This window comes from Megamonas sp. (genome assembly GCF_986095205.1).
Genome location: NZ_CFQVBI010000070.1, coordinates 21,847 through 29,219, shown reverse-complemented (window position 1 = coordinate 29,219; position 7,373 = coordinate 21,847). Strand labels below are relative to the sequence as shown.

At 36.4% G+C, this 7,373-nt stretch carries 9 protein-coding genes; all 9 read right to left on the bottom strand.

The window, feature by feature from the left end:
- On the bottom strand, positions 1-503 hold a 503-nt coding region (locus tag AC5LAX_RS10120; protein ID WP_493263852.1), incomplete at its 3' end, for a hypothetical protein.
- A gap of 53 nt (positions 504-556) precedes the next feature.
- Positions 557-1,666, bottom strand: a complete 1,110-nt coding sequence (locus AC5LAX_RS10115; RefSeq protein WP_493263851.1) for a hypothetical protein — start codon at positions 1,664-1,666, stop codon at positions 557-559.
- A 121-nt stretch (positions 1,667-1,787) separates the two neighbouring features.
- Positions 1,788-3,815, bottom strand: a complete 2,028-nt coding sequence (locus AC5LAX_RS10110) for a hypothetical protein (RefSeq protein ID WP_493263850.1) — start codon at positions 3,813-3,815, stop codon at positions 1,788-1,790.
- Complete coding sequence (locus tag AC5LAX_RS10105; RefSeq protein ID WP_493263849.1) at positions 3,815-4,267, bottom strand: DUF5675 family protein; 453 nt, start codon at positions 4,265-4,267, stop codon at positions 3,815-3,817. Before AC5LAX_RS10105 ends, AC5LAX_RS10110 begins: the two co-directional genes overlap by 1 nt.
- Positions 4,268-4,281: 14 nt before the next feature.
- On the bottom strand, positions 4,282-4,614 hold the full coding sequence (locus tag AC5LAX_RS10100; protein WP_493263848.1) for a hypothetical protein: 333 nt from the start codon (positions 4,612-4,614) through the stop codon (positions 4,282-4,284).
- A complete protein-coding gene (locus AC5LAX_RS10095) occupies positions 4,614-4,880 on the bottom strand; it encodes a hypothetical protein (RefSeq protein ID WP_493263847.1) in 267 nt (88 codons plus the stop codon). The genes AC5LAX_RS10100 and AC5LAX_RS10095 overlap by 1 nt, the downstream gene beginning before the upstream one ends.
- A gap of 175 nt (positions 4,881-5,055) precedes the next feature.
- Positions 5,056-5,313 carry a hypothetical protein gene (locus AC5LAX_RS10090; protein ID WP_493263846.1) on the bottom strand — a complete coding sequence of 86 codons (258 nt, stop codon included), beginning with the start codon at positions 5,311-5,313 and terminating at the stop codon, positions 5,056-5,058.
- 52 nt (positions 5,314-5,365) lie between these two features.
- On the bottom strand, positions 5,366-5,653 hold the full coding sequence (locus AC5LAX_RS10085) for a hypothetical protein (protein ID WP_493263845.1): 288 nt from the start codon (positions 5,651-5,653) through the stop codon (positions 5,366-5,368).
- A gap of 232 nt (positions 5,654-5,885) precedes the next feature.
- Entirely contained in the window at positions 5,886-7,334 is a 1,449-nt protein-coding gene (locus AC5LAX_RS10080; RefSeq protein WP_493263844.1) for a tail fiber domain-containing protein, read from the bottom strand.
- Between the last annotated feature and the right edge of the window lie 39 nt (positions 7,335-7,373).

Sequence of the window (7,373 nt, the reverse complement as noted above, 5' to 3'; positions counted from 1 at the left end):
CCCTCTTCGTGTGCTTCTGGCATAGCGTTAGATTGGAAACGAGTAGTGTCACCAATTTGGCATCCGCTAAGGTCAAGAACACTAGAGTAGTCGTTGTCAATAAGTCTAACAGTTACTTCCCAGTAATTATCAGCTTTACGAACTGGTCTCTGGGTTACAAAGCATTGCTGCATTGTTTTGTCAATCTTGAAGATGTCGTACTTCTGGTAATAGTTCTCTTTGAAAGCCATTACGATTTCAGTTCCGTTCTCTCCAGTTTCAGTTGGTACATCTGCAAACTCAACTCTCTTAATGTAGTTGGTTTCAACTTCCCATTCAAAGTACATTGAGTCAATGCTTCTGTACTTGTTATTTGATTTAGAATCCATGTAGAAGATGTTTCTCAAAGATTCTGTTAGGTAAGAAGCAGTCAATTCTGGGTAGAGTCTTGATACTACACCAAGTCTAGTTGGTTTAGTTCCTAGAAACTTATAGAAGTCTTCATAAGTTCTAGTGTCGCCCATAGTGGCGCGATTAGTTACGAAATTTGCTACTATCATAATAATTTATTTGGATTTTAATCTAAATCGTAAATAGATGTTGTTTTAGGTTTACGACCAGTTTGCTGCTCTGGTCTTTTAACTACAGTCTTAGCAGGATTAGAGGCTCTGCCAGCCTTAGCATCCTCATAACCTTTCTTATAATTGGCTTTGGATTGCTCTGTAATCTGATGTTTATAATATTCGGAGATTTGACGTATAGCTTCTTGTCCTTTAAGAGCAAACCACGACATCTGCACTAGCATTTGTGGGTCATTAATGGCTTTGGCTAAGTATCTTACTCCAGCAGCATCTGAATCTAAGATAAAGGAAGCAATTTCATTCATATCGTCCTCTGATAGCGTTAATGATGACTCTCCCAAATCTATAGTTTCGTTATCTTGAATAGCTTGTAAAATTTCGTCTTCGTAAGCTTCATACATTTCTTTCTGTTGAGCTTCTGCTTCTGCTTGAGCTTGCTGCATAGCTGCTTCTTCGCGTTGCTGATAGCTAGCTCTCATTCCGCTCATCTTCTTATTAAAGAGAGCTTCGTTTTGCTTCTCAAGATTTAACTGTTCTAAAGCTTCATCATCAGTAAGTTCTGGGACATTTGCCTTTAAATCTGCAATAAATAGTTCATCATCTGTCATGCCATCTACTTGATATTCTGGTTCATCTTCTAGGTGGTCTAGGTAATCCTGAATAGCTTGACGTCTATGAGATTCCAGGTAGTCATCTACACTTAAATTATTTCTTCTAAGCTCGTTAATAAGGTCAATCTCTTCTGGCTCTAAACCATAATTATAATCTGTATCATCATAGTTTAAAAGCTCTAATTGCTCTTCCCTAGATAGTTCAGAGAATGGAATTTCTTCTACTTCTCCGTTATCATTTTGGAACTTAATAGCCTCTGGATTGATTCCTTTAGCTTTGAGCATAGTTGTGATTAAATCATCCTCTGTAGGTTCTGTATCTCCGTCACCTTCTTTAGGTGGTTCTTGATTGTCCAATGGTTCATCCAAATCTACTGGAGTATCATTGTCAATCCAACGTTTAATGTCATCATCAAGGTCTCCTGTTTGCACTACACCGTTTTCACCTAGCAGGTCTTCATCGTCAAAACCTAATTCTTCTAATTTCATGTCCATATTATTCCCTTTTAAAGTTATTTGCAAATTTAGTGATAAATTTCCATACCTTAAAATTAAAGACTAATTATTCTTAATTTAATGTAAATTAGTAATCTATCACTAAATATTGCTATCTCCATTAAGCCAATTTCATAATAAACACTAATGAGTAATATGTAATAGGAGTTTCAGTTGAACTACCGGAGCTTGCAGGTATAAATTCCCCTGTTTCACCAGCAGTTTCACTGGCTTTAATGAAGTTGCCAGTCAAGTTAGGAGTACCTTCAGTACCATCGCATATAGCCCAGCCCGCAGGTATTCCAGATGTTCCGTTATACATTACTATTGTGCCCGCAGGTATTCCAGATGTTGCAGTTGACATATCAGGAATACAAATAACAGAGACTGTATTATTGTTGTAATATACATCTTTTACCTTTTCATTATCATAAAGTAGAGCGTATACAGTAGTATCAAAGTCAACATCGTTTATATCTGAATGGAATGTAGTCCTTGAGAACGATTCATTAAATGTTACGTTAGTAAGACTTCTAATAGCTACCTCATCTATAGTGGAATCTTCTTTAAATGTTACATTCTCTAATGTTCCGGACACATTCAATTTATTAGCAGTCCCGGAGAAGTTAAAGTTGCTATTAATAGTTCCAAAGTTATTATCAGAAAGAGTTCCTTGTAATGTAACAATATTACCATTGTCACGTACAGTCACAGTTTCAGATTTAATCTCGTAATTATTAACAGTTAATACATTATTCCTACATGTATCAGTTAAACTTAAATCCTCTTCTCCGTTTCTAAATGTATAAATCCACTTATCTACACCGTCTTCAGTGATTTTAAATTTTAGATGTTTAAAGTCATAGTTACAGGAATTGCCCTTCTCATCTGTTAATTTAGTAATTCTCCCCTTAGCCATTACATCTTCCATTACAGATGCTCCATCCTCATCAATTCCAGGAAGTTGAAACACTTCTTGGTAATTCACATCATATTCAATTTCCCAACTGGGAAAGTCTTTATAATATGCTATCGGATTTAAAGTAGAAGTAGTGGTTGCTGTAACTACTAGAGGTCGTGTGTTAACAGGAGGGTCTGGAGTACTTTCACTCTCATCAGTTAATTCTTCATCATCTTTTGTGTCATCCTCATTGGAAGGCTCCTGTGTATCATCTTCAGTAGTTAGTTCCCACTCATTCTGAAAGTCTTTTATTACATACTTAGCCCCTACTATCAAGTCTTCATTATTGATGAGTTCCAACAGCTCCGAAAAGGTTACTTCTACAGAATTGTCAGAAGGGCTACGTTCTATAACGCTGTCAACTACTAATTTAGATTTACCGTTCTCTATATACAATTTAAATCCGTAATTATCTGAAAACGAATTTGAAGAGATAGAGTCAGATATGACAGAGCCGCTAGTTGTAATATCAGTAGAGAAGATAGTTTCAGACGTTCCTGCAACTACCACGTTTGAATTACCTATTCTTAGTATTATGTTGCCTGCACTGTTTTTCACATATGTAGCACCGTTCTCTCTATATAAAGAAGCTCCATTAGAAGTGGTACCTAATACAAGAGCATTGCCAATTCCCTCTCCATTTATGATTATAGCCCCTACAGAACTATCAGACTTCTGGATAACAAATTGGCCTGTATAAGGCATACTTATTTCAGACGGATACTTAGTAAATATTCCATCATTGACAATAAAGAAACGTTCAGTTTCATCAATAAAAACCACCCCATTCCTTACTCCAGCTAAAGTAGCAGCCTCCTCAGTTTCATATCTGAATCCTATATTAGAACAGGCTACTGCCTTCTGCTCTTCTGTAGTGTCTTGCTTAGATAAAAACGATACAAATGTTCCTGACCCATCATCAGATAAATTGATAACAGTATTTCCTATTTTGAGCATTACTTCATTAGTGCTCTCCACATAATAAATACCATCAGAACTTATTCTGTCAGGAGAAGATACTTTCTTAATGACCTCTGCATCAACATTAAGTTTACCGTCCTTTATAATGTCAATGAACTTCTTGCCCCATTGTACCTTAACCTGTCCTCTAGTTTTAATAATAAAGTCAGAATCAGAGTTACCTACTGTACTATAAGTTCTTCCAAATAATTTATCAAAGTTGCTCATTACTCAATAGTTATTTCTATATTCTTGTCCTTATTAAGTTCAGTCATAAGTCTATTAAATGCAGCAGTACTATTAATAACTTGCCCTTTAACCTTATTCTCTCCAACTAAAAGACATCCCAATGTATCTTCTGGTTTATTACCAACGTGAATAAGAACTCCACTGTAACCTTTAACATCTAATAATCTAGGTAATTTACCACTATATGGCTTAGCCCAAGTCCTATCCTTAAACTTAGGACTGACTGTATTCATATCAACCTTATATGTGCCGGTAGGTATAGCGGTTTTACCATACACCTTAATCTTCTCAATTTCCTCTGTAGGCATAGTATCTTTCAGCCCTCTGTCTGTATCCTCAAGAGTGTCACAGAAATACTTACCGTTTAGGTACAGCTTCCCTATAGTATAAGACACACCTTTATAAGTTCTCTCTAATCGTAAATTAATCATGGCTCGAATTTGGATTAATTGTTCTGTTTAAATGTCTTAAATATTTCTACTAATTGATTAACGTCGTCCTCTCCAAACCTTACTGGCTTGTTAAGAATGTTAACTACAAACCCATCAGCAGACTTCTCTTTCATCTCTGCTTTAACTGCATTGGCAAGCAACTCTAGATTAATATTGCCGTGCACATCTGTGAATATGTCTAAATACTTACCATATTTATCTTCCATATTCTTAACTACGTATGTGATAACAGCTTGACTTGCCACGCTATTAAAATGAAATAGGTTACTCGCCAAGTCTTTAGCATACTTATTAATAGTTTGAAATACAATTTCTTTATCGCTCATTACTTACTTTTACTTAACATAACTTCGTCTAATCTCTTCTTAATCTCTGGGTCCTGTTCCACAAGTTCTAATAATGTGTTAACCTTATCTTCTTTAGCTTTTAATTGAGCATGAATGTGCTCTTTACTCTTTCTAATAGTAGCTAATAGATTATCAGCTGCTACTTTACCATCTGCTGATGACACGAACTCTTGACTAAACTTAGTGCCTAAGAATGACATAAAGCCAGCTTCATAGGTTTGCTTAGCCATTTGATATTCTGGCATCTGTGCTAGAACCTTCTGCTCATCTAAAGACAGAGACCCAACCTCTCTGTTTATTTCATCTAGAATAGGTTGGGTCTTCTGCTGTGCTTGTTGAGCTTGTTGCATCGCTTGTAATTGTTGCATGTAATGGTTCTGTAAATCCGTGTAGTTACTACCGAATGGTTGTCCAAACATGTTATTTAGATTTAGCTACTGACGCAATTGCGGCTGTTGGTGCAGGAGCAGGTGTTACTCTAACATCAAATACTGAATATGCACAATGTCCCTTAACAGGAAGAGAAGTAGGCAATTCATCAAGTACTTGTTGACTAACAATACTAACTCCGTTAGGTATAATCACATCTATAACTTTAGTTACTGTTGGTGTCAAAGTGGTAATAGTTTCACTAGTTGCAGCAGTCTCCATAATCGTAGATGTAGACTCTGTAGACACTCTTACATTTCCTTTACAATCAGTGTATTGGATATTGTGAATAACATCAAATTTAGTAACTTGTACGTACTCCGTTCGCCCATGATAGGTTATCAGCTTGCTGTCCTTGAGCCATAGCTAAGGTTTTAGCATTTTCAGCTGCCTGCATAGCGCAACAGTTGTTGTTACCTCCAAAGAGGTTTCCAAGGATTCCGCCACCGTTACCACAACCACATCCTCCGTTGTTTCCAGCGAAAGCTGCTAATGCAGTACCGATAATACCAAGTGTAAGTCCAGCGTTTGTTCTTCCTTTAGTACCGAACTTTGACTTAGCTTCGTCCATTGTTAGAAATTCTGCCATAATTAAATAAATTTACGATAAATAATACAATATCTGTTGAGGGCATAATATATAAATATACTATACTTCCAAATTCGATGTTGCAAAGTTACGTTAAATTCTGGACATTACCAAATTATTTCACTCGTTAACAATTAATTTATTGCATAGGTGGTTTTAGTAATCAGGTACAAACAAAGAAAGGCCGCCTATTGGCGACCTTCTTAATGAAAACATTATGCGATTATAACAATCACTCTGCGAGTAATCTTCCAACTAGAGCTTCAAGTCTTGCAACTTTATCCTCTAGATATTTAATTTTAACCATAGCAAGTTCGTTATAGTTAACTGATTTAAATCCTTCACTATCAGTGTTCACCATTTCTGGATACACTTTCTCAAGTTCTTGAGCAATTACTCCATAGCCATGATGTTTTTTGTCTGTTCTATCAAACTCTACTAGTCTAACAGCATCAGCTTTACTTGCATCAATTTCTACTACGTTAGTTTTTACTCTAGCATCAGATGTATCAAAGAATCCATTAGCTGCATAGATAGCTGCTGTTGATGTAATTGCACCACCTTCAAATCCTTGCAAAGACATAAGAATTCCATCATCTTCTATGTAAACACCATTCTTACTGTAAGTTTGTGGATTAGCTCCTTGTGATGTAGCTCCAATTAGGTATAGTCTATCAGTAGAATTTGTTGCACCTGCTGTGTTCTTTGTATCTGTAAAGTCATCAAGTTTCTTCTTATCAACACCAGTTATTAAACCTGCACGACCTTGACTATTACCGCTTGCTGGAGAAGCCATAGGTAAAGAAATGATTTTATGAGAAGTAGACGTATCACTGTATGTAACATCTAATGGAACATACGCTGATTGCCAATCCGTACTGGGAGTTCCAGGTTCTACTTGTTTAACTAAGGTAGGCTTGCTTGTGATTTCTGACCAGCTATAAGAAGGTTTAGAAGAACCAATCCATGATGGTTTACCTGTCACATTGCCCCATGCAACTGAGTCGGCTTCTCCACCACCTGTAGCAGATAGAACACCATTACTAATTGCCAAACCACTTCCTACTTTTACACCACCTAGAGTAGATGCTGAAGCAGTAGGAAGAGTATATTTAGTATCAGTCCAAGGAACATTTACTACTGCTTGTTCATTACTATTAACCTGAACAGCATATGTTCTGCTTGAAGTTGTAGTAATTCCGTTAGGAGTTCCTCCCTGTGTGCTACTTGATAACTTGATACCTCCACGGGTACTGTTCGATGCTAACGGTAATGTGTATGAAGAACCAGAAGGTATGTTTACAGTTTTAGCTGAACTACCGTCCCATGTGCCTGTTACTGCACCAGTAAAGGTCAATGCGTTTGGGGTAGGTAATTTAGTAGGAATTGTGGGCTTGTTATTCAAGTCATTATAACTACCCGATGTAGCTACAGTAGCAAAACTAGGCTTGCCTGTAATAGTACTCCATGTTACAGCAGTAGCATAGAATTGTCCATGAGTCCAAATTTCTTTAGAATCTTTAATATAAACTATAGATTGATAGTTAATGTCAGGAGCTCCAGTTTGAACAGTTCCAGTACCTCCTACCTGATATTGAGTATTAGAATCATTGGCTGATAACTTCTGTGAGTTAAAAGTAGCTTTCTTATTAAAGTGAATTAATTTCTTATTAATTGCCATATCACTTAAATTTTAATCATTATAAAATAAAGGAGGGAT